General features: G+C 66.4%; 24 protein-coding genes. 16 read left to right on the top strand and 8 right to left on the bottom strand.

All coding sequences use genetic code 11. The features are described from left to right. The first annotated feature begins 34 nt into the window (after window positions 1–34). The 8 genes from VF631_RS14835 (at window position 35) to VF631_RS14800 (ending at window position 5,121) form a co-directional block, all read left to right on the top strand. Window positions 35–532: an SRPBCC family protein gene (locus VF631_RS14835; protein WP_431851097.1), complete on the top strand. Its 498-nt coding sequence runs from the start codon at window positions 35–37 to the stop codon at window positions 530–532. Window positions 533–534: 2 nt separating this feature from the next. After that, window positions 535–1,218, top strand: a complete 684-nt coding sequence (locus VF631_RS14830) for a glutathione S-transferase family protein (RefSeq protein WP_431851096.1) — start codon at window positions 535–537, stop codon at window positions 1,216–1,218. 14 nt (window positions 1,219–1,232) lie between these two features. Then, window positions 1,233–2,009, top strand: a complete 777-nt coding sequence (locus VF631_RS14825) for a DUF899 family protein (protein WP_431851095.1) — start codon at window positions 1,233–1,235, stop codon at window positions 2,007–2,009. Beyond that, window positions 2,003–2,665 carry a glutathione S-transferase family protein gene (locus tag VF631_RS14820; protein WP_431851094.1) on the top strand — a complete coding sequence of 221 codons (663 nt, stop codon included), beginning with the start codon at window positions 2,003–2,005 and terminating at the stop codon, window positions 2,663–2,665. Before VF631_RS14825 ends, VF631_RS14820 begins: the two co-directional genes overlap by 7 nt. A 14-nt stretch (window positions 2,666–2,679) precedes the next feature. Further along, window positions 2,680–3,426 carry a DUF1428 domain-containing protein gene (locus VF631_RS14815; protein WP_431851093.1) on the top strand — a complete coding sequence of 249 codons (747 nt, stop codon included), beginning with the start codon at window positions 2,680–2,682 and terminating at the stop codon, window positions 3,424–3,426. 52 nt (window positions 3,427–3,478) lie between these two features. Beyond that, window positions 3,479–3,970, top strand: coding sequence for a VOC family protein (locus VF631_RS14810; RefSeq protein ID WP_431851092.1), 492 nt, complete (start codon window positions 3,479–3,481; stop codon window positions 3,968–3,970). Continuing rightward, complete coding sequence (locus VF631_RS14805) at window positions 3,960–4,619, top strand: dihydrofolate reductase family protein (protein WP_431851091.1); 660 nt, start codon at window positions 3,960–3,962, stop codon at window positions 4,617–4,619. The genes VF631_RS14810 and VF631_RS14805 overlap by 11 nt, the downstream gene beginning before the upstream one ends. Window positions 4,620–4,713: 94 nt before the next feature. Then, the gene (locus VF631_RS14800) at window positions 4,714–5,121 is read left to right on the top strand and encodes a hypothetical protein (RefSeq protein WP_431851090.1); all 408 of its coding nucleotides are present in this window, start codon (window positions 4,714–4,716) and stop codon (window positions 5,119–5,121) included. On the opposite strand, the gene VF631_RS14795 is transcribed toward VF631_RS14800, so the two are convergent. Beyond that, a complete protein-coding gene (locus VF631_RS14795) occupies window positions 5,118–6,302 on the bottom strand; it encodes an aromatic amino acid transaminase (protein WP_431851089.1) in 1,185 nt (394 codons plus the stop codon). The genes VF631_RS14800 and VF631_RS14795 overlap by 4 nt on opposite strands. 63 nt (window positions 6,303–6,365) lie before the next feature. Between VF631_RS14795 and VF631_RS14790 the strand changes: the two genes are divergently transcribed. Continuing rightward, window positions 6,366–6,602, top strand: coding sequence for a DUF6356 family protein (locus VF631_RS14790; RefSeq protein WP_431851088.1), 237 nt, complete (start codon window positions 6,366–6,368; stop codon window positions 6,600–6,602). Window positions 6,603–6,724: 122 nt separating this feature from the next. Here VF631_RS14790 and VF631_RS14785 read toward each other — a convergent pair whose 3' ends face one another. Next, window positions 6,725–7,723, bottom strand: coding sequence for a ligase-associated DNA damage response exonuclease (locus VF631_RS14785; protein ID WP_431851087.1), 999 nt, complete (start codon window positions 7,721–7,723; stop codon window positions 6,725–6,727). A gap of 64 nt (window positions 7,724–7,787) precedes the next feature. Here VF631_RS14785 and VF631_RS14780 point away from each other — a divergent pair, with 64 nt between their 5' ends. Together VF631_RS14780 and VF631_RS14775 are read left to right on the top strand one after the other, a co-directional pair. Next, entirely contained in the window at window positions 7,788–7,982 is a 195-nt protein-coding gene (locus tag VF631_RS14780; RefSeq protein ID WP_431851086.1) for a hypothetical protein, read from the top strand. 12 nt (window positions 7,983–7,994) lie between these two features. Continuing rightward, window positions 7,995–10,526, top strand: coding sequence for a ligase-associated DNA damage response DEXH box helicase (locus tag VF631_RS14775; RefSeq protein ID WP_431851085.1), 2,532 nt, complete (start codon window positions 7,995–7,997; stop codon window positions 10,524–10,526). Between the two features lie 98 nt (window positions 10,527–10,624). Here the strand turns inward: VF631_RS14775 and VF631_RS14770 are convergent, their stop codons facing one another. Continuing rightward, complete coding sequence (locus tag VF631_RS14770) at window positions 10,625–11,170, bottom strand: HD domain-containing protein (RefSeq protein WP_431851084.1); 546 nt, start codon at window positions 11,168–11,170, stop codon at window positions 10,625–10,627. Window positions 11,171–11,292: 122 nt separating this feature from the next. Here VF631_RS14770 and VF631_RS14765 point away from each other — a divergent pair, with 122 nt between their 5' ends. Beyond that, window positions 11,293–12,051, top strand: coding sequence for a DUF2243 domain-containing protein (locus VF631_RS14765; RefSeq protein WP_431851083.1), 759 nt, complete (start codon window positions 11,293–11,295; stop codon window positions 12,049–12,051). 30 nt (window positions 12,052–12,081) lie between these two features. On the opposite strand, the gene VF631_RS14760 is transcribed toward VF631_RS14765, so the two are convergent. Continuing rightward, window positions 12,082–12,423 carry a hypothetical protein gene (locus tag VF631_RS14760; RefSeq protein WP_431851082.1) on the bottom strand — a complete coding sequence of 114 codons (342 nt, stop codon included), beginning with the start codon at window positions 12,421–12,423 and terminating at the stop codon, window positions 12,082–12,084. Window positions 12,424–12,671: 248 nt separating this feature from the next. Then, a complete protein-coding gene (locus VF631_RS14755) occupies window positions 12,672–13,457 on the bottom strand; it encodes a hypothetical protein (protein WP_431851081.1) in 786 nt (261 codons plus the stop codon). Window positions 13,458–13,604: 147 nt separating this feature from the next. Here VF631_RS14755 and VF631_RS14750 point away from each other — a divergent pair, with 147 nt between their 5' ends. From VF631_RS14750 to VF631_RS14735, 4 genes are all read left to right on the top strand, one after another. Further along, window positions 13,605–14,000 carry an acyl-CoA thioesterase gene (locus tag VF631_RS14750; protein ID WP_431851080.1) on the top strand — a complete coding sequence of 132 codons (396 nt, stop codon included), beginning with the start codon at window positions 13,605–13,607 and terminating at the stop codon, window positions 13,998–14,000. Between the two features lie 57 nt (window positions 14,001–14,057). After that, a complete protein-coding gene (locus VF631_RS14745) occupies window positions 14,058–14,741 on the top strand; it encodes an alpha/beta hydrolase (RefSeq protein WP_431851079.1) in 684 nt (227 codons plus the stop codon). A 234-nt stretch (window positions 14,742–14,975) separates the two neighbouring features. Next, window positions 14,976–15,152: a DUF465 domain-containing protein gene (locus VF631_RS14740; RefSeq protein WP_431851078.1), complete on the top strand. Its 177-nt coding sequence runs from the start codon at window positions 14,976–14,978 to the stop codon at window positions 15,150–15,152. A 229-nt stretch (window positions 15,153–15,381) separates the two neighbouring features. Further along, on the top strand, window positions 15,382–16,404 hold the full coding sequence (locus VF631_RS14735; protein ID WP_431851077.1) for a TerC family protein: 1,023 nt from the start codon (window positions 15,382–15,384) through the stop codon (window positions 16,402–16,404). Window positions 16,405–16,490: 86 nt separating this feature from the next. On the opposite strand, the gene VF631_RS14730 is transcribed toward VF631_RS14735, so the two are convergent. The 3 genes from VF631_RS14730 to panB form a co-directional block, all read right to left on the bottom strand. After that, on the bottom strand, window positions 16,491–17,861 hold the full coding sequence (locus VF631_RS14730) for a PQQ-binding-like beta-propeller repeat protein (RefSeq protein WP_431851076.1): 1,371 nt from the start codon (window positions 17,859–17,861) through the stop codon (window positions 16,491–16,493). A 5-nt stretch (window positions 17,862–17,866) separates the two neighbouring features. Next, window positions 17,867–18,586, bottom strand: coding sequence for a tetratricopeptide repeat protein (locus VF631_RS14725; RefSeq protein WP_431851075.1), 720 nt, complete (start codon window positions 18,584–18,586; stop codon window positions 17,867–17,869). A 153-nt stretch (window positions 18,587–18,739) separates the two neighbouring features. Next, window positions 18,740–19,597, bottom strand: coding sequence for a 3-methyl-2-oxobutanoate hydroxymethyltransferase (gene panB, locus VF631_RS14720; protein ID WP_431851074.1), 858 nt, complete (start codon window positions 19,595–19,597; stop codon window positions 18,740–18,742). Window positions 19,598–19,613: the final 16 nt, after the last annotated feature.

Below are 19,613 nucleotides of genomic sequence, written 5' to 3'. Positions count from 1 at the left end.
TCGACCATCAACTTTGCAGAGACGGAGCAAAGCAGTGACTGACCAGAATCTCGAACTCTCGACGACGCGCTACATCGATGCCCCGCCGGAAGTGGTGTATCGCGTCTGGACCGAGCGCACCGCCGAGTGGTTCGCGCCCAAGCCGTGGAAGACGCGGGTGATCGCGCAGGAACTGCGCCCGGGTGGTCGGTCGGCGATCGAGATGCAGGGGCCGGACGGATCGGCGCATCCCGAGGAAGGCGTGTTCCTGGAGGTGGTGCCGAACGAGCGGATCGTGACCACCAATCTGTTCGCCGCCGGCTGGGAGCCGCGCACCACCAAAGCGAGCGAGTGCGACTTCGCCATGGTCGCGATCACCACCTTCGAGCCGGAGGGGAACGGCACCCGCTATACGGCCCGCGCGCGCCACTTCGATGCCGAGGCGGTGCGCCAGCACAAGGAGATGGGCTTCGAGCAAGGCTGGGGCATGGTCGCGGACCAGCTGGCAGCCCTCGTCGAAGCGGACGCTGCCGGCGCGCAGCGGGCGGCCTGACCATGCCCGTCGACCCCAATGCCGCAATCGAGATCAGCGCATTCAACTGGGTGCCGGACTTCGCCAAGGGCGTGGTGCGGGATCTGAGGGTCCGCTGGGCCTTAGAGGAGATAGGGCTGCCTTACCGCGTCCGGCTGCTCAGCCCGATGGGCGACAAGCCGCAGGATTATCTGCTCGAGCAGCCATTCGGGCAGGTACCGGTCTTCGTCGAGGGCGCCCTCCACCTGTTCGAAAGCGGCGCGATCCTGCTCCATCTCGGGGAGCGGTCCGAGGCGCTTCTGCCGCGCGATTCGGCCGGCAAAGCCCGCGCGACTTGCTGGTTGATCGCGGCGCTGAACAGCATCGAGCCGATGATGTTCGAGCTCGTCAACATCGACGTCTTCAACGCAGGCGCGGCGTGGGCGAATGAGCGCCGACCGGAAGCCGAACGAACGGTGCGCACGAGATTGCAGCGCCTGTCCGACTGGCTCGGCGACCATGAGCATCTGGAAGGCCGCTTCACCGTCGCAGACCTGATGATGACGACCGTGCTGCGCAACCTGCGCCACACCAGCATCATCGCGGACTATCCCAATCTCGCAGCTTACCAGGCGCGCTGCGAGGCGCGCCCGGCCTTCGGGCGCGCCCTGGCGGCGCAGCTGGCCGACTTTCAGGACAAGCCCGACGCGCCGCGTGCTGCGGCTTGATGGAGGACAAAGGCGTGGGCGTCCGATTTCCAGGCGAAACAGCCGACTACAGGAAAGCACGGGAGCGCCTCCTGGAGCAGGAGATTGAGCTGCGCCGGGCGATGGAGGCTGTCGCGGTCGCGCGGCGCTCGCTGCCGCCCGGCGGGATCGTGCCCGTCAACTACGTCTTTCAAGGGCGGAAGGGGGACGGATCGCTCGGCAATGTACTCATGTCCGATCTGTTCGGTGCAGGCCACCGATCGCTGGCCATCTACAACTTCATGTTCCCGCGCCACCCGCACGATGATCGACCCGGCCCGAGAACGGGAGCGACCGCGCTGCTGCCGCTCGGCGAAGGTCCCTGCCCCTCGTGCACCGCGCTGTTGGATCAGCTGGACGGGGCAGTGCCGCATTTGCAGCAGCGCATGAGCTTCGTCGTGGTCGCGCGAGCCCCGCTGCCGCGCTTGCTTGCCTTTGCCGAAGAACGCGGCTGGCGGCATCTGCGGCTGCTCTCCTCGGCCGGGAACACGTACAATCGAGATTATCTCGGTGAAAGCGAGAGCGGCTCTCAGCAGCCGATGATGAACGTGTTCCGCAAGGAAGGGGAGCTTGTCCGCCACTTCTGGGGCGCCGAGATGCTCTACGCGCCGACGGATCCAGGGCAGGACATGCGCCATGTCGGCACGCTGGAGCCGGTCTGGAACATGCTCGATCTGACGCCGGAAGGCCGCGGGACGGATTGGGACGAACAGCTCGACTATGAGTGCTGCTGCCGGGCCTCACAGGCGGTGAGCGGGGAGCCGGTATGCTGAAGCTTTACTACCACCCGTTTGCCTCCTTCTGTCAGAAGGCGCTGATCGCGCTTTATGAGAAGGACATGGCATTCCAGCCGGTGTTCATCGATCTGGGCGATCCGGAGCATCGGGCGCGGCTGGCCTCCGTCTGGCCGATGATGAAGTTCCCGGTGCTGCGCGACGAGGCGGCGGCGCGGATCATTCCCGAATCCAGCCTCATCATCGAATATCTGGATGAGCTCGTGCCGGAGCGGGCGCGGATGATCCCGGAGGATGCACGCGGCGCGCTGCAGGCGCGGATGTGGGACCGCTTCTTCGACGGCTTCGTCGCGGCCAATGTAGGCAAGATCGTCATCGACAGGCTCCGGCCCGAAGGGCGCGGCGATGCGGACGGGGTGGCGCAGGCAGAGGCTCAAATTGTCCAGGCGCTGGAGCTGTTCGAGCGTGAGATTGCCGGGCGCGAATGGGCGATCGGCAACCGCTTCAGCTTGGCCGATTGCGCGGCGGCGCCGGCGCTCTTCTATGCCGGCACGATCGTGCCGGTGGAGCGGTACCCGCACGTCCGCGACTATTTCGGGCGCCTGCTCGCGCGGCCGTCATTCGCCCGGGTGGTCGAGGAAGCACGGCCTCATCGTGGGCTCTTCCCACTGCCCTGGCCGGAATCCTATCACTGAAGAGGAGAAGCGACATGACCTACGTAGAAGGCTTCGTCTGCCCCGTGCCCGATGCGAACCGGGATGCGTATCGCGACCATGCGGCGGCGGCCTGGAAGCTGTTCCAGGAATTCGGCGTGCGACGCCATGTCGAGGCCTGGGGCACGGATGTGCCGGACGGCACTGTCACCGATTTCCGAAAGTCGGTCGCGGCGGAGGACGGCGAAAACGTGGTGTTCGCCTGGTTCGAATATCCCGACCGGGCCACGCGGGACCAGGCCAACGCCAAGATGATGAGCGATCCGCGGATGGGCGAGCTGATCGACATGCCGTTCGACGGCAAGCGCATGATCATGGGCGGCTTCCAGTCCATACTCGACACGGGTGGACGGCGCGGCGGTTTTGTCGACGGCTTCGTGCTGCCGGTGCCCGAGGGCAATCGCGATGCTTACCTCGCCTTGGCCCAGAAGGCCGCCGCGATCTTCGCCAAACATGGTGCGCTACGCCTCGTCGAAGCCTTCAGCGATGATGTGCCGCGGGGCAAGGTGACCGACTTCCATCGGGCAGTGAGGTCCGAGGAGGGCGAGGGCGTCGTCTTTTCCTGGATCGAATGGCCGGACCTCGCGACGCGCGATGCCGCCTGGGCCAAAATGAGGGCCGACGACGAAATGAAGGACGAGCCGATGTCGTTCGACGGTAAGCGCATGTTCTGGGGCGGCTTCGAGATGATCCTCGACGAGCAATCGGAAGCGCATGCCGAGCCGGAGCGCGAGTTGGCCTAAACTGGGCTCCTCCCGGGCACGGCTTGGGGAGGAACCAACAAGGAGAAGCGACATGCAGACCAAGATCAAGCCGTGCCTGTGGTTCAACGGAAATGCGGAGGAGGCCGCCAATTTCTATGCGGGCCTGCTGCCGGACAGCCGCATCGACGGCGTGCACCGCGCCCCGTCCGATTATCCGAGCGGAAAGGCGGGTGACGTGCTGACCGTGGAGTTCACGCTGGCCGGGCAGCCGTTCGTGGGGCTCAATGGCGGGCCATATTTCCAGTTCAACGAGGCGGTGTCGTTCCAGGTCTTCACCGACGGCCAGGCCGAGAACGATCGGCTGACCGACGCCCTATCGGCCGTGCCGGAAGCGGAGCAATGCGGCTGGGTGAAGGACCGGTTCGGCCTGTCTTGGCAGATCGTGCCGCGCGTGCTGATCGAGCATATGAGCGACCCCGATCCGGCCAAGGCCAAGCGCGTGATGGACGCGATGATGGAGATGAAGCGCATCGATATCGCGGCCATCCAGCGGGCTTATCAGGGCGAGAGCGTTGACGCGTAGCATCATCGGCGCGGCGTTCGTCTCGCTGGACGGCGTCATGCAGGCGCCTGGCGGTCCTGAGGAGGACCCCACCGGCGGCTTCGACCTCGGCGGCTGGGTCTTTCCTTTCTGGGAAGGCGCGATCGAGGAGGGCATGGCGCCGCTCTTCTCCGGGCCGCGGGACCTGCTGCTTGGCCGCAGAACCTACGACATCTGGGCCACGCACTGGCCCTACCAGAAGGATGACCCGATCGGTGAGGCATATAACCGGGCGGCCAAATATGTCGTCACGTCCCAGACCGGACCGCTGAGCTGGGCCAACTCGCACGCGCTGAACGACGCGTTCGACGGCGTGGCACGGATCAAGGAGCAGGACGGGCCAGACATTCAGGTCTGGGGCAGCAGCACGCTTTACGCGGGGTTGATCGCGCAAGGCTTGCTTGATCGCCTGTACCTAATGACTTTTCCGGTTCTCCTCGGGAAGGGAACGCGTTTGTTCGAGCGTGGCATGCCGGCCAAGACGCTGACGCTGGTCGACAGCACGGTCTCAAAGAATGGCGTGATCATTGCCATTTACGAGCCGGCCGGCCCGGTCGAGCTTGGCTCGTTCGCGTCCGAGCCCTCCGAAGCCGAGCTTGCGCGGCGGGAGAAGCTCAGGCGCGGAGGCTGAAACTGTCCCGCTCTGGTATCCCGAGCCGTCTCCGGCGCGGGACGGCAGAAACGGCCGCTGCTAAACTGATGCGGTCGTGCAACCGGAGGTCGCCATGGTCCGCTTTCTCGCTTTCGCCGCCCTGATCGGGGCCGCCAGTCCGGCTCTCGCCAGCCAGGACAGGATCGGCTGGTCGGAATTCGACGCGCCTTATTCGATCGACCGGGCCAGCCAGCGCGGCAGAGTTCATGTCTTTTTCGGCCAGAACGATTGGGGTCCGCGCGTGTTCAGCCGCGACGACGGCTATTTCCAGGGCCGCGGCGGCGGGGCGAGCGTTGCCGGCGGGCAGGCGATGTTCGAATACGATCGGGATTATCCTTACGACTTCCCGGCCCGCTGGGGCGCGCAGCGCAAGGAACTCGGCTTTGCCGGCAATGAGGTCATGCCCGAGCCCGCGTGCATCGACGAGCCGGTGCGGGATCGGCGGTCGGGACGGAGCGCAAGCGTGAGGGTCTGCCGCTAAATTGCGGCCAAGGCGGCCGCGAAGCGCTCGGCATCGCCCGCTTTGAGCCCGGCGAGATTGGCGCGGCCCGACGGCGCCATGTGGGTGGCGTGATCGCGGGCGAGCCGATCGATCTGGTCGCGGGAGAGCGGCAACAGCTTGAAGATGCCCTTCTCGCGGTCGACGCCCCGCAGCATCGGAGCGGTGTTCGTCAGCGCGGCGAGTTCGGCCCGCAGGGCGAGCATGCGGGCGCGCATTCCGGCAAGCTCGCTTTCCCAGGATGCGCGCAGCCCAGGCTGCGTGAGCACCAAGGCAACGGTTGCGGCACCGTGGGCGGGGGGCATGGACACCAGGGTGCGGCTGATCCGCTCAAGCTGGCCTTGAACCCGGTCGCGTTCGGCCGCGCTGGCGCAGATCGCGAACAGGATGCCGGTGCGCTCGCGATAAAGGCCGAAGCTCTTGGAGCAGGCAACGGAGACCAGCGCGCGCGGGCTGGCGGCGACGTCATCGCGGAGCAGCTCGAGATCCGCGGCGAGACCGTCGCCAAGCCCGTAATAAGCCGCGTCGATCAACGGCACCGCGCCGCGTTCGGCAAGGGTGGCGTGGAGGGAGGCGCGCTGGGCAGTAGTAAGATCCGCGCCGGTAGGGTTGTGGCACGGCCCGTGTAGCAGGAAGAGGTCGCCCTCCCCTGCCGCATCCGCCGACTCCTCGATGGCGGCCAGATCAATCCGCCCTTCCTCCACATCGAAATAGCGATGGCTGAGAAGCTCGACCTCCGCCGCCTCCGCCAGGCCAAGGTGATTGGGCCAACTCGGCAAGCCGAGGTGCAGGCGCGTTCTGGCCGCGGCGAGCTTGGCCAGTTCGAGTGCGATCCGCAGCGATCCCGTGCCGCCGGTGCCCTGGATCGCGGCAACCCGCCCCTCCCGCACCGCAGGGCCGTCCACCCCGAAGACGAGGTCAGTCATCGCCTCAATGAACAGGTGGTCGCCTGCCAACGCCTGGTAGGCCTTCGTGTCCTGGTGCTCGATGCGGAGCCGCTCCGCATCCCGCACCGCCGCCATCACCGGCGAGGCGCCCGTCTCGTCGCGATACACGCCGACGCCCAAATCGATCTTGTTCGGGCGCGGATCAGCCCTGAACCGGGCCATCACGCCGTGCAGCGCATCGCCGGACGGTTCGGCGAGCCGGTCAAACATCATCATCTCCGCTAGGCAAAGCGCGGGCGCTTGTGAGATAGGGGCTAGAGGCAGGAGACGGGCACGGCAATGGCGAACAATCCTTTGACCCGGCATCTCGACGAGGTCGGCGAAAGCTATGGCGCACACATGGTCCAGGCAGGGCGTTTCGGCTTCAAGATGATTGGCGGCGGGCTGGCCTGCCTCGTCCACGGCGTGTTCCCGTTCCTGTTCAGCACCACCGGCAGCCGCACCATCCGCGAGCTCCACAGCGGCATGACCAAGCGCGTCGACGCCCCCAATTGGGAACGCCACCCGATCATCTGATGAGCCTGCCAAGGACCCGAACGTCACCCTGAACTCGTTCCAGGGTCCATCTGTTCACCCGCACTGCCGCCACCGAGCTGGATGCTGAACCGTTCAGCAGGACGTGAGAACCCGGATCTGAGCTAGTCGTCCTCATCCTCGTAGCCGACCAGGTTAAGCTCGCGGGCCTTGATCTGGTGGAGGGCGCACCAGTGTTTGAGGGCGTCTTCCCGGCCGTGAGTGATCCAGACTTCCTTTGGCGCCACTTCTCGAAGCGTGGCGGTGAGTTCGTCCCAGTCGGCGTGGTCGGAGATGATCAGCGGCAGTTCGACATTGCGCTGGCGCGCGCGCTGGCGGACGCGCATCCAGCCGGAGGCCATCGCGGTGATCGGATCGGGCAGGCGTCGTGACCAGCGATCGTTGAGCGCGCCGGGTGGGCACAGGATAATCTTGCCCTTGAGTTCGTCTTTCTTGACGCCGGTCGCGGGCCAGATGTCGCCGAGCGGGACGCCGTGGGCCTCGTAGAGATCGCACAGGCGCTGGAGCGCCCCGTGGATGTAGATCGGGTCGTGGTGGCCGCGGCCGCGCAGCTCGACAATAACGCGCTGCGCCTTGCCAAGGGCGTAGGCGCCGACCAGCACACAGCGATCTGGGTTGGCGTGAAGGCGCTCGAGCAGCCGGTCGATCTCGCTGCCCGCGTCCGGGTGGCGGAAGACCGGGAGGCCGAATGTGGCTTCGGTGACGAAGATGTCGCACGGGACCGGCTGAAAGGTGGCGCAGGTCGGGTCTGGGCGGCGTTTGTAGTCACCGGAGACGACGACTCGTTCGCCGCCATGTTCGAGCACGATCTGCGCGGAGCCGAGCACGTGGCCGGCGGGCACGAAGCTGACGTCGACCTGGCCGAGCCGAATGACTTCGCCGTATTGAATGCCCCTGCCGTTCTGCGGGCCGTAGCGGCATTCCATGATGGCGAGCGTCTCCGGGGTCGCCCAGACCTGGCCGTGGCCGCCGCGGGCGTGATCGGCATGGCCGTGGGTGACCAGCGCACGCGCCTTGGGCTGGCTCGGATCGACCCAGGCGTCGGCGGGCTTGACGTAGATGCCTTCGGGAAAAGGCTCGATCCAGGAACCGAGACGGGCCATGGGGAGCTATATGGGGAGAAAGGGCGCGGCCGCCACGCCGGCCCGATGACGAAAGGAGCGCGACATGGATTGGGGTTCGTTCAACTGGAGCCTGCTCACGATTGTGGGCCCTGCCCTGCTGTTCATCGCAATCCTCTATGCGACGCTCAAGAACCGCAAGGCGAAGCAGGGCGAGATCGAGCGCACCGAGCAGGCGACGCATGAGCTTTACCAGGAGGAAGACGCCGCGCACCGCAAGCGGAGCGATGTCGTTCCTTAAGCCGATCTCCGCATGCTGACCACGCCCGGCGCGCTGTCGCCGGTGATCGCGGACTGGTTCGCGGCCAAGGGGTGGGCGCCGCGGCGGCATCAGCTTGAGATGCTGGCGGCGGCGCGGGCGGGGCGGAATGCTCTGCTGGTTGCGCCGACGGGGGCGGGCAAGACGCTGGCGGGATTTCTGCCGAGTTTGGTTGCATTGTCCTCCCCACGCAGTGGGGAGGGGACCCGCGATCCGAAGTCGCGTGGTGGAGAGGGGGTGGCGGAGGGCTCGGAGCCCCCTCCACCGGCTTCGCCGGTTCCCCTCCCCGTCCCGGGGAGGATCTCTCCGCTTCACACCCTGTATGTCTCTCCGCTCAAGGCGCTCGCGGTCGACGTGCAGCGCAATCTGCTGACGCCGATCGCTGAAATGGGGCTCGATATTCGGGTCGAGACCCGGACGGGGGATACGCCGGCCGACCGCAAGGCGCGGCAGCGGGTCAAGCCGCCGCAGATCCTGCTGACGACGCCGGAATCGCTCAGCCTGATGCTCTCCCACGAGGACAGCGCGACCCTGTTTGCGGACTTGAGCACGATCGTCGTCGACGAGGTGCATGCCTTTGCTTCCGGCAAGCGCGGTGACCTGCTCTCGCTGGCAATGGCGCGATTGCAGCGGCTTGCGCCACGGCTTCGGCGGGTGGCGTTGTCGGCGACGGTTTCGGACCCGGAGGCTTATCAGGGCTGGCTCGCGCCAGATGCGGATATCGAGACGGTCGACGTGGTGATCGGCGATCCGGGCGCGGAGGCGGAACTCTCGATCATGCTGCCCGAGGATGAGCGCATCCCCTGGTCGGGCCATTCGGGCCGTTGGGCGACCGAGAACGTGATGCGACAGATCGAGCGGCACAAGACGACGCTGATCTTCTGCAATACGCGATCGCTGGCGGAACTCGCCTTCCAGGATTTGTGGGCGGTCAACGAGCAGCACCTGGCGATCGGTGTGCATCACGGCTCCTTGTCGCTCGAAGCGCGGCGTAAGGTCGAGGCGGCGATGGCGGACGGGCGGCTGCGGGCTTTGGTGTGCACGTCGAGCCTCGATCTCGGCGTCGATTGGGGCAATGTCGATCTCGTCGTTCAGATGGGCGCGCCAAAGGGGTCGTCGCGGCTGACGCAGCGGATCGGTCGGGCGAACCACCGGCTCGACGAAGCGTCGGAAGCGATCGTCGTGCCCGGTAACCGCTTCGAATATCTGGAAGCGCGGGCGGCGCTGGACGCGATCGAGGGCGGCGAGCTCGACCCAGAGATCTTCCGCCCCGGCGCGCTCGACGTGCTCGCCCAGCACATCATGGCGGCGGCTTGCGCTGGCCCGTTCCGTGAGGAGGAGATGCTGGCCGAGGTGCGCTCGGCCGCGCCTTATGCGGGGCTCTCGGAAGAGCTGTTCGGCCAGGTGCTGAGCTATATCGAGAGCGGCGGCTATTCGCTCAAAGCCTATGACCGCTTCAAGCGCCTGTCCCGCGACGCAGACGGAACCTGGCGGGTGTCGCACCCGCGCTTCATCCAGCAGCACCGGATGAACGCCGGCATCATCGTCGACGCGCCGCTGCTCGACGTGCGCTTCCGCAACGGCCGCAAGCTCGGCACCGTCGAGGAATATTTCGCCTCGACGCTGAGCGTGGGCGACACCTTCTATTTCGCGGGCCTGACGCTGGAGGTGGAACGGATCGAGGGCATCGACCTCATGGTGAAGGCAACGAGCAAGCCCGCGCGCATCCCGACCTATGTCGGCGCCCGCATGGCGATGACGACCAACCTCGCCGACCGGGTCCGCGCCTATCTTCACGACCGCGAGCAATGGCCGCGCTTTCCGGACGACGTGCGCGACTGGCTGGAGGTGCAGGATCGCCGCTCCGCCCTGCCCCGCCCCGATCAGCTGCTGGTCGAGACCTTCCCGCACGAGCACCGCCACTACATGGTAGCGTACAGCTTCGAGGGCTGGAACGCGCACCAGTCGCTCGGCATGCTGATCACGCGGCGGATGGAGAGCGCGGGGCTGAACCCGCTCGGCTTCGTTTCCAACGATTATGCGCTGGCCTGCTACGGGCTGGAGCCGATTACCGATCCGGCGGCACTGTTTTCGCCCGACATCCTTCAGGACGAGTTCGTCGAATGGGTGCAGGGATCGAACCTCTTGAAGCGCGCCTTTCGCGAGGTCGCCGTGATCGGCGGCCTCGTCGAGCGCCACCATCCCGGCAAGCGCAAATCGGGCAAGCAGGTCACCTTCTCCACCGACCTCATCTACGACGTGCTGCGCCGCTACGAGCCCGATCACCTGCTGCTGAAAGCCGCCTGGAACGACGCGCGCGAGCGGATGACGGATGTGGGCCGGCTCGCGCGCCTGCTCGACAGGGCGGCAGGGACGATGCTGCACGTCGACCTCGACCGGGTCTCGCCGATGGCGGTGCCGGTGCTGGTGATCATCGGGCGGGAACGCACGTCGGTCGGTGCCGCAGACGACCAGCTACTTATCGAGGCGGAGGCGCTGGCGGAGGAGGCAATGCGGTTGGAGTGATTGTGAGCTGCAAGCACAAGCATCGCAGCAGCTCAAAGAATCAGCTATGGGAGGCTCGAGCGGAGCCGCTGACCTCTCCTCCCTCCGAGCGCTAGTACTCACACCATCCTTTTCGGCCGGCTAAATACGCGGGTGATCTCCGGCTCGAAGCTCTCCAGCGGGTCGACTTCGAAATCCGGATCGAAAGCCGGAGCGTCCCAATCGTCGACGAGCTTCTCGGCCAGTGCGAACCACGGTTCGTCGCGGAAGCGATCCCTCGCGCCGGCGTCCTTGCCGAGGTGCTCGTAATAATAGCGGCCCTGGAAATCCTGGTGCCAGTAGATGGCGTGGTAGATGTCTTCCGAGACGTAGGGCTTGAGCATCTCGGCGGCGATCGGGCCGTGATTGGGGATCGAGAAGAGCTTGCCGATGTCGTGGCAGAGCGCGGCGACCACCTCCTCGTCGGATGCGCCGTCGCGGCGGGCCTGGGTGCCGGCCTGCAGGCTGTGATGGAGCTGGCTGACGCCGAAGCCGACTTCGATGTCTTCAAGGCGGCGTAAGTTGTCCATGATCTGGCGCGGCGCGGTGCTGGCCTGATGCTTGCCGTGCTCGCGCGCGATGTGCGCCCAATCCTCGGCGCGGCCTTCCTTCATGGTGGTGAACATCACGGTTCTCCTCGAAGCTTCGGGGAGATAGCGACTTGGTGCTTCTCGGTCGAGCGCGCGCCCTATCGTGCTGATCCAGTTTAAGGGCGGGAACGTGGCTCGCCGAGCCCGGTTCGTCGAACATGCCGACGCATCGTCCCATCCTCACGGCCGCAATCGTGCTCGGGATCGGGCTGGGCGGGTCCTTCGACGGCATCCTGCTGCATCAGGTGCTGCAATGGCATCATCTGCTGAGCCTCGTGCCGGGCGAGGCGTTTCGCGATCTTGGGACGCAGATTCTCGCCGACGGGCTGTTTCATGTGCTGATGTATGGAATCACGGCGTCGGGGTTGTGGATGCTGTGGCGACGCCGCGGCGGGCTAAACGAAGCGGGCGCGGGTCGCGCGGTAGCGGGCGGAGCGGTGCTTGGATTCGCGTTGTGGAACGTGATCGACGTGGTGTTCTTCCACTGGACGCTGGGCATCCACCGCATCCGGCTGAGTGTGCCCGATCCGATGGCCTACGATCTGGGCTGGCTGTTCCTGTTCGGAGTCGCGCCGCTCGGCCTCGCCTGGTGGGCGCTGCGGCGAGGATCGGGCGGGGGCGGCAATCGTGCCGGTGCAACCCTGGCGTTGCTCGCCCTGATCGCCGCGCCGCTCGCCGCGCTGCCGCCTCGGGGAAGCCGCAGCGCGATCGTGCTGTTCGCACCGGGGACGCCGCCCGGCGCGCAGGTGAACGCGATCCTGTCTTCCGGCGGCCGTTTGATCTGGGCGGACCCAAGGGGACGCATGATGGCTGTCGAACTCCAGACCGACCAGGACGGCCGAGCGCTCTACCGGGCGGGCGCGATGCTGGTCACCCGCTCTCCGCTCCTTGCCGGCTGTGCCGCGGCGGCGAGCTGAAGCGCCCGCCGCCGGGACTCGCCCTGGACTTCAGCCGCGCCGGCCGTCCCAATCGCGGCGTTCCAAACGCAGACGCTGGCGCAAGTCGTTGACGCGCATCTCCAGGGTGGCGACTTCCGCCCGGCTGAGCCCGTTGCGGCTGTAGCGGGCGAGCAGCTGGCGGACGTTCGCCGCTTGCCGGCGAAGGCCCGTCGCTTCGCGCTCTGAAATCCTGCCGTTCCGTTGCGAACGCTGGATCTGGTTTTGAAGCTGGTTGATGTCGGCGCGGATCTCGCTGCGGACAGTGGGCCGCAGGACCCAGGTCTGGGCCGAGGCCGGAACGGATGAAACTGCCGCCGAGGCGGCGAGGATCAGGAAAGCCAATTTACGCATACGCACTCCTTGCTCGTCGGCGAACAGCGCCGACGCTCGGAGCAATGGAACCTGCTTGTCGCAGGATTGTGCCCGCTCGCTGCCGAAATCGTCGCAGTTTGTCTTCGACTGGGCGAAGATCAGGCGCCGAGTGCCTGGAGTATTTCGGCGTCCGTCAGGTTCGGATGGGTGAGCCGGTTGGTGCCGTTGACGTGCGCATACCATTGCCGGGGCGGGAAAGACGGAGCCTTGGGCCGCTCGAAGCGGATTCAGTCCACTTCGAAGGTCATGTCGACCTTCGCCTGCTTGTTCACCGACGCGTTCTCCTTGACCGGGTCTTCCGGGCCAGGCGGCACGTCCGGGCTGTTGGTGTAGGCGATCAGGCCGACCTGCATCATGGGCGAGGATTCCATCCGGTAGAAGCGGTCGCGCACCTCCCACTCGCTGCCCCCGTCCGGACGGGCGAGCACGAACAGTGCCATGCCGACCCGCACCATGCGCAGCTCGATCCAGCCGCTGCGATACGGCCGAAGCTTGAGCGAAGAGTAGCTGTTGTAGGTGCCCTTGGTCTCTGTCATCACCTTGCCGGGCTCGAGCCCCACGCCGGTGGTGATGAAGTGCCAGTTCTCGCGGCGCGGCTCCCAGGTCGCAGCCTTGAGGCCGTTCGGCACGCGCGCCATCAGCCCGCCCAGCGACCATGTCCCGCCCGGCACCTCGCCGTTCAGCCCGCGTGTGCGCACGCGGGCGCGCACGTCGAAGTCGCCCTCGACAGTCTTGAAGATGAAGGGGGCATTGAGGTCACGAACCCAGCCGCTGTGGAGGGGCTGCATGCTGAGCGCTCCCTTGGTCGTCTGGCCGACATCCATCGCCTTGAGCTTGTTGGGCCAGCCATAGACGTCGTGGAACAGGGCCCAGCCCGGGCCCAGCGCATCGCCCTCGAATTCGTCGCTCAAGGTGGTGATGTCGCCGGGCGGCGGCGGGGCCGCCTGGCCGGACAGGAGCGCGGCGGCGAGCGGCATCGTAAGGAGATAGAGGCGGCGCAAAGTGGGTGTCATGACTCATCCCCCGGGGTTGAAGTTCTTGCCTTCCGACCCTGACCGGGAGCGCGGCGCCGGTCCCGCTTGATGCGACAAATGGCCGGTGCGCGCGACGAAGGCAGGCCTAGCGGGCACCTCGCGCGCGTCGGGGCGTTGCGACCCCACATGACCCACAGCCTCCCCTCCGTTCCCGGCGGCCCGCATCTTCGCACCATCGCCATGCCGCGCGATTCAAATCCCGCCGGAGACATTTTCGGCGGCTGGACGGTGAGCCAGATGGACCTGGCCGGTGCGACCTTCGCGGCCGAGCGCTCAGGCGGCCGAGTCGCCACCGTTTCGATCGACGCGATGCACTTCCTCAGGCCTATCGCGGTCGGCGACGAAGTGAGCTGCTTCTGCGCGATGGAGGAGCAAGGCAAGGCTTCGATCAAGGTCAGGATCGAGACCTGGACACGCTCGCGGGGCGGCCAGGACGCGGAAAAGGTGACGGAGGGCATCTTCACCTTCGTGGCGCTGGATGAGCGCGGCAAGCCGCGCCGCATCGAGTCTCAGACGGACTGATGGGTGACCCGCGCTGCCCTCCTTGCCGCCACCTGCCTGCTCCTGGAGCCGGCCTGCATGCCCGCCGTTGAAACTCCCGCAGCCGCTGCGGATGCTTCGGCCGGCGAACTCGGCGCGCGCCCTGCGAGGTCGACGCGACCCGGCCCGAACGGCCTGCACGAGCTCAGCGGCGGCGCCTTGCTCTACGTGCCGGACGGCGTCGAACCTGCCAAACCGGCGCCTCTGGTCCTGATGCTGCACGGCGCTGGCGGACGGGCGCAGCACAGCCTTGATCTAGCCCGCGCCCAGGCCGATCGCCACCGCTTCATCCTGCTCGCCCCGGCCTCCCGGCTGGCAAGCTGGGACATCATCTCCCAGCGCCGCTACGGCGCCGACGTTGCGGCTATCGACACCGCTCTTCGCGTAGTCTTCGCCAGCTACACCGTCGATCCGAAGCGGATCGCCATTGCCGGCTTCTCGGACGGCGCCTCCTATGCCTTGTCGCTCGGCCTCACCAATGGCGGCCTGTTCAGCCATGTCATTGCCTTCGCGCCGGGCTTCATGGCGCCCGGCGAGCCGAGCGGCCGGCCCGACATCTTCATCACCCACGGCACCGGAGACCGTGTGCTGCCGATCGACAGGTGCAGCCGCACAATCGTGCCGCAGCTCAAGCGGGCGGGCTATCCGGTCCGCTATGTCGAGTTCGACGGCGGCCACACCGTTCCCGATACGCTGGCGAGCGAAGCTTTCGGCCGGCTCTGACAGGCATTCCGCGTGTCGGCACAGCGGAACGGGCTGGGGCGAAACCCCGGGCTCTTGAAATTCGGAGTCGTTTCGGCTATAAAATCGCCGCGGACCGGGCCCCTCTGGCGGATGTTCTTGGAAACATTCGCGATGTCGGACCGCATCGGGTTAGCTCGATGCAGTCCTTGATGCCCCTGCCAGACTCGCATCGCAGCTAGCCCGATCGATGAAACCATCGTTTGGAGAGAGGCTATGAATGCGACTTTGTACCGCCTGACCGTGATCCACCGCCGGCTGGACGAGGAAATCCGCCGCGAGCTGAAACGGCGATTTCCCGATACCGTCCGCCTGCTGCGGCTGAAGAAGCTGCGGCTGGCAATCAAGGACCGGCTCTACCGGATCGCGCCGCGCAGGCTGAGCCGGACTTAGACAGCAGATCAGCACGCCCAAGGCCTTCTCCCGCTTGCGGGAGAAGGTTTGATGAGGGTCTTCTTTCTTCTGCTTCGCTGGCGTTGCCGGCGCCGCGAGTGCGGCAAGAAGAAGACCCTCACCCTGCCCTCTCCCGCATGCGGGAGAGGGTAATGCACCTGACGCGGACCGGGCCCCTCTGGCGATCGCATGATCGCGATGTCGGACCGCAATAATCAACGGAGGCCCCATGGAATTCCTGTACGCCGACTGGCTCGGCACGCCGCTCTGGTTCTGGCTCGCCTTTCTCGGTCTGGTGGTCGCGCTGACCGCGTTCGATCTCGGCGTCCTTCACAAGGAGGACAAGGAGATGGGCATCGGCGAGAGCCTCAAGCTTTCGGCCTTCTACATCGGTATCGCGCTGCTGTTCGGCGCCTGGGTCTGGGCCCAGAAAGGCGCCGATCTGGGCATGAAATATTATACGGGCTTCTTCATCGAAAAGGCATTGTCGATCGACAACGTGTTCGTGATCAGCCTGATCTTCACCTATTTCGCGATTCCCAGGATGTACCAGTATCGCGCGCTGCTGTGGGGCATCGTCGCGGTGATCGTGCTGCGCGGCATCATGATCGCGGCGGGCGCGGCGCTGGTGCAGCAATGGTATTGGCTGCTCTATATCTTCGCCGCCTTCCTGGTGTTCACAGGCATCAAGATGCTGTTCGCAGTCGACAAGCCGATGGACGTCCAAAACAACCCGGTGGTGAAGTTTATCTCGAACCGCATGCGGGTGACGCCCGAACTCCACGCGCAGCATTTCTTCGTGCGGGTGCCGGACGGCAAGACGGGCAAGCTGGTGCTGGCGGCGACGCCACTTTTCCTGGCGCTGGTGGTGATCAACCTCGCCGATCTGGTGTTCGCCGTCGACTCGGTGCCGGCGATCTTCGCGATCACGACCGACACCTTCATCGTCTACACGTCGAACATCATGGCGATCCTGGGCCTTCGCGCGCTCTACTTCGCGCTCGCGGCGATGGTGCACCGCTTCCACTATCTGAAATATGCGCTGGCGCTGGTGCTGGTGTTCATCGGATCGAAAATCTTCGTGTCCGACTTCCTAATGGGCGGCGACAAATTCCCGCCGGTGGCGAGCCTCGCCGTCACCTTCGGCCTGATCCTGGGCGGCATCGGCTATTCGCTGTGGAAGACCAAGGGCGCGGAGGAGCCGGAGTGGCCGGCGGCAAACGGACCGCGGAGTGCGACCGATTCAGTGTAGGGGGTTCCCGGCGCCCAGACCCAGGGTGGCTGCCGCAGCGCAGTGACCAGGAGCGACCGGCGGCGCGTGCCGCCGGTCGCTTCGTCTTAGCGCCAGGCCGTCAGCCGGCCCTCGTCGTGGAGAACGTAGAGCGTGTTGTTGGCGACGACCGGCGCGATCGAGACCGGCATCTTCGAGTCATATTGGACCTGCACCTTTCCGTCGGTCGGCGAGACATGGGCGATATGACCGCGATTGTTGGCAAGGATCAGCCGGTCGCCCGCAAGGACCGGTCCGACCCAGCGTAGCGGGCCTTTCTTGTCCTCGACGTCGCGCCACCTGGGCAGCTGGGTCATCCACTTCACCTTGCCGGTCGCGCGGGCGATGGCGAGCAGCTGCGCCTGATCCGTGACGACGAACACCCAATCCCCCGACACCCAGGGCGTCGAAATGCCGGCGACGTTGATCTCCCAGATGCGCTGACCGCTGTTCAGCTCCAGCGCCACCATGCGCCCGCCCTGTCCGACCGCGTAGACGCGCCCGTTGTCGATCACCGGATTGGCGTCGATGTCGGATATAGTCGACACGGTGGTCGAGATGCTGGTGCGCGACAGGGCGTCCTGCCAAAGCACGCGGCCATTCTCGTAGCGGTAAGCGGTCAGCTCGCCCGAGGAAAAGCCCGCCACTACCGTGCCTTGGGCTGCCGCCGGCGCCGCCGCGCCGAACACGCCGGCCGTCTCCAGCGTGCCCGAGGCGGTCCAACGAATCGAGCCGTCGGCCGGGTTGAGCGCGAACAGCTGATTGTCCTGGCTCGTCACATAGACGTTGTCGTTCGCAATGGTCGGGGAACCGCGCAGCGGGCCGCCCGGGCGCACGCGCCAGATCGGCGCGCCGGTCGCAGCGTCGAAAACCCCTACGTCACCGATCCCGGTGGTCGCGTAGATGCGCCCGTTGTCGAACGCGACTCCGCCTCCGAACAGCAGGCCGATCGAGCCGTCGGAACCGCTGCCGACGATAGGAAGACTGATGCCGCCCCCGCGCCGGTCCTCGGCCCGGCCAACTCCCGTCGCCCAGACCTGCGCCCCGGTGCGGGCGTCGAAGGCACGAAGGTTAGCAAGCGTGTCGATCGTGTAGATGCGCCCGCCGGCGACAACCGGCGTCGCGGCCAGGCGGGCGCGATTGTTGCTGCCCTGGCCGATGCTGACCGCCCAGGCTTGGCCCGTCGCCGGCCCAAGCGCCAGGTGACCGAGCGACTTGGACGCGCTGCCACCGGGCTGGGCCCAAGCAAGGTTCGTCTCCGCCGGCGGCAGGCTGATGGCGACGCTGGCGAGCGACGGATCGACTTCGACCCCCGCTTCATTGCCGAGCACGGAAATACGCTGGCCGACGGTCGGCGTCTTGGGCTTGCCATCGCCTTTGAGGATGCCGCAGCCGCTCAGCAGAGCCGCACTCGTCAGCATCCACACTAGTCGTTTCATTCCGATCATTCCTTCGTTGCGGCAGCGCCCGCGCCGGCGATGTCCGTTGCCTGCACCGCATCGATGCCAAGCGCGCCGGCCATCTGAACCGCGCGCGAACGGATGCTCGACGGCAGTTTCTCATCTTTGGCCAATGCGGCGAAAATGGGGGCGGCCTGCGCCTGCTGGCCCTCTTTCATGTGTGCGATCGCGACCAGTTCGCCCGCGCTGCCGAACCAGGGTCCGCCTGCGACGGCGAGCGGCGACAAGCGGCGGATCACTTCCGCGGGGGCGATCCGATCGAACTCGATGGTGGTCTGGCGGATGAGGGCGAGCTGCCGGTAGGGCTCGGCGAACTCCTGATTGTCCGCGACCGATTTGAACGCGGCGACGGCGGCGGGCAGATTGCCGTCCTGGATCGCCAGGTCCGCCTTGGTGATCAAAGCGGCGGCGCGAATCCCGTCGGAATCCTCGGCCGCCAATTGGTCGAGCTTAGGATTGGCGGCCTTGGAACGGCCTGCCTGCACGTCCTCGAACGCCGCGACCAGCCGTTCGCCGCGTTCGCCGGCTTCGGCCTGTTGGCGCTGCTGCCACCAAAGATAGCCCGCGATCGCGGCGAGCAAGAGCAGCACGCCGCCGCCGATCAGGAAACCGTAACGCTTCCAGACATTGGTCAGCTGTTCCTTGCGAAGCTCCTCGTCAACCTCGCGATAGAAGCTCTCATTGTCCCTGGGCTTGATCGCCAAGCTTATTCTCCAATGGCACCGGTGGGCCGAACGGCCGGAAGCCCGCCCAAAGCTTCGCCGCTGAATTAGCAGGATCGAAGATGAACGGGAGATTGGCGCGCCCGGTGGCCCCTTGCCGGCCTATGTAGAAGCGTGTTGCGCCCGAGCAAAGCGTTACTTGGTGCGGTAGATCTGGTCTTCGGTCGGAAAGGCGCGCGAACGCACCTCGCCCGCATAGGTCGCGGCCGCCTCGCTGATGCGGGCGGCGAGATCGTCGTAGCGCTTCACGAAGCGCGGCGTGCGCTCGAACAGGCCGAGCATGTCTTCCGTCACCAGCACCTGCCCGTCGCAAGTGGCGGACGCGCCGATGCCGATGGTCGGGCAGGAGACGGCGCGGGTCGCCTCGGCGGCGATCTCCTCCATCACGCCCTCCAGCACCAATGCGAAGCAACCCGCCTCGGCAACGGCGCGGGCATCGGCCAGGATTTTGGCCGCCTCGGCTTCGTCCCGCCCGCGCGCGCGATAGCCGCCGAGCGCGTTCACCGCCTGGGGAGTAAGGCCGACATGCCCGACCACCGGAATTCCGCGCTTCACCAGAAAGGCGACGGTTTCGGCCATCGCCTCGCCCCCCTCCAGCTTCACCGCGGCCGCGCCGGTCTCCTTGAGCACGCGCGCGGCGCTGGCGAACGCCTGTTCGGGGCTGGCCTCGTAAGAGCCGAACGGCATGTCGATCGCCACCACCGCATGCCAGCTTCCCCGCACCACCGCCGCGCCGTGGGCGCACATCATCTCCAGCGTCACCGGAACCGTGGAGGGCAATCCGTAGATCACCTGCCCCAGGCTGTCGCCCACCAGCAGCAGATCGCAGTGTGGATCGAGCAGCTGCGCCATCCGGGCCGTATAAGCGGTCAGCATCACGATCGGTTCGCTGCCCTTCATCGCCTGCAACTTCGGCACGGTCAGCCGCTTCAGCGGCGAGGGGACCGGATTGGCGCGGCTGGTGGAGGTGTCGAGCGAGTGCGTGACGGACATGCGCACGTTCTAACCC

Origin of the sequence: Allosphingosinicella sp. (genome assembly GCF_036387615.1) — a bacterium.
Classification (GTDB): Bacteria; Pseudomonadota; Alphaproteobacteria; order Sphingomonadales; family Sphingomonadaceae; genus Allosphingosinicella.
This window is presented reverse-complemented; position numbering and strand designations above follow the sequence as displayed.